Below are 1,829 nucleotides of genomic sequence, written 5' to 3'. Positions count from 1 at the left end.
CCGATCACCGACCCGCCAGGCTGATCAAGTTCCGGCCGTCAAGCCGCACCCACCTCTGAAACACGACCTAGGCCCCTCCGGCGTTCGGCGGCGGGGCGACCCGGGCCGCCCAGCGGCGCAGCAGGTCGATGCCCTCGTCGAGCCGCCCCTGCTCGGTCAGCAGCGTGATCAGCAGGGGCAGGGAGCGCCTGTTGCCCTGCTCGACGGAGCGGCGCAGCAGGTCGATCGCCTCGTCCGGGCGGCCGCCGGCGGCCAGCAGGGCGGCCAACTCGTCGTACGCCCCCGGGTCGCCCAGGTCGGCGGCGACACGCCAGTAGCGTTCGGCCTCCCCGGCGTCTCCCCGCTCGGCGAGCAGAGCGGCCAACCGGGCGGCGGCGTGCCCGTCGCCGTGGTCGGCGCGCAACCGCAGCTCGTCGGTGTGCCCCCGGTCGGCCAGCAGGTCGACCAGGACACTGCCCGCGCCCCGCGCCCCGGAGGCGCCGGAGTCGGCGAGGTCGCGAAGATAGCCCGTCGGGTCGGGCACCGGGGTGAGCCCGGTCGCCTCCGACCCGAAGAACCGGCTGCCGCCGAACTCCAGGCGCAACCGGTCGTCGAGGTCGTCGGCCAAGGCGATCATCGCGCGTACGGCCAGCAGCAGATGGGTGGGCACGAAGTCCTGCCCGAACACGGGAATGGAGGCCCACACCGTGCCGCCGGTGCAGTAGATCCGGCCGAAGACCAGCCCGTTGGTCAGGTCGGAGAGCCGCTGGTAGAGCGTCTGGGTCGGCTCGACGCCGGTGAGTAGCGGTGAGAAGACGTCCACCAGGGGCGGGTCGTCCTGGGCGCGTACGAAGATCATGGCGGAGCCGGCGCGGATGCCCACGTCGCCGTCGGCGTCGACCCGCAGCTGGTCGGTGGTGACGCCGAGGACGGCGGCCAGGATCGCCTTCACCCGCTCGGTGAGCTTGCCCCCCTCGGCGTGCCGCTCCCCCAGCACGGTCGCCGACGGACGGCGCGGGCCGGCGACCGGCCGGGCGGCCAGCGCGGCGGCCCATCGGGTGCGTGCGGGGACCGGCGCGGCGGTCGTGGTGGTCGCCGGCCGGGCTGCCAACGCGGCGACCCACCGCTGCCATCGGGTGTCACGCGCCGTCATCGTGCTCACCGTCCGGTGTGTCGGCGGGCGGGTCGGCCGGCGGTTCCACCCGGACCTGGTCGAACATCTTGGCGATCACCAGCGGCGCGGCCACCCCGAAGGTGAAGCTGGCGAACGCGGTGTCGGCCAGGCCACCCGCTCCGGCCGCGGCGGCCAGGCCGGTGCCGGCCGCCGCCCGCAGCAGGACGGCGAAGACGACGATCGGCCGGTCCCGCCGGTCCCGCCACGGCCACTGCCACCGGCCCCCGGACTCGCTGGTCGGGCGCATCATGGCGGAGAGGTTCAGTGCCTCCGCGACGGCGCTGCCGACCATTCCCCACATCGCGGCCATCCATAGAGACACGTCCCAACCCTAGCGATCGAGGGATCCGCCACCGGCACCGCCCCACGCCCGGGTGGCGACGCCACTGCACACGGTAGTCGGGCACCACAACGGACCGTCCGATCCGGACGCCGAACGGCGAAGGCCGCCGGATCGGGCTCAGGCGGCCGGCACGGTCAGCAGGTAGTCGTCGGCGTCGGCGCTCCACCGCAGGTCGACGACCCCGCTGGTGGCGGCGGCCTTGCAGAACTGGAGGAAACTGCGGTAGCCGAGCTTCTTCTCGCTGAAGTCGGGACGCGCCCGGCGCAGCTGGTTCTTCAGCCCGGACAGGGCGACCGAGCCCTCGCCGCCGGCCAGGTCGGCGACCACCGAGCC

General features: G+C 74.4%; 3 protein-coding genes. All 3 read right to left on the bottom strand.

What is annotated here, in order from left to right; translation table 11 throughout:
- Positions 1 to 67 precede the first annotated feature (67 nt).
- Complete coding sequence (locus ACFT41_RS32205) at positions 68 to 1,132, bottom strand: hypothetical protein (protein WP_377590006.1); 1,065 nt, start codon at positions 1,130 to 1,132, stop codon at positions 68 to 70.
- Positions 1,119 to 1,475: a hypothetical protein gene (locus tag ACFT41_RS32200; RefSeq protein ID WP_377590007.1), complete on the bottom strand. Its 357-nt coding sequence runs from the start codon at positions 1,473 to 1,475 to the stop codon at positions 1,119 to 1,121. Before ACFT41_RS32200 ends, ACFT41_RS32205 begins: the two co-directional genes overlap by 14 nt.
- Before the next feature lie 138 nt (positions 1,476 to 1,613).
- Positions 1,614 to 1,829, bottom strand: a 216-nt coding sequence (locus tag ACFT41_RS32195) for an OST-HTH/LOTUS domain-containing protein (RefSeq protein WP_377614111.1), incomplete at its 5' end; no start/stop codon positions are given.

It is taken from the genome of Micromonospora sp. NPDC057141 (genome assembly GCF_042670805.1).
Taxonomy (GTDB): domain Bacteria; phylum Actinomycetota; class Actinomycetes; order Mycobacteriales; family Micromonosporaceae; genus Micromonospora.
The sequence above is the reverse complement of the archived record's forward strand: the minus strand, read 5'-3'. Positions and strand labels throughout refer to the sequence as shown.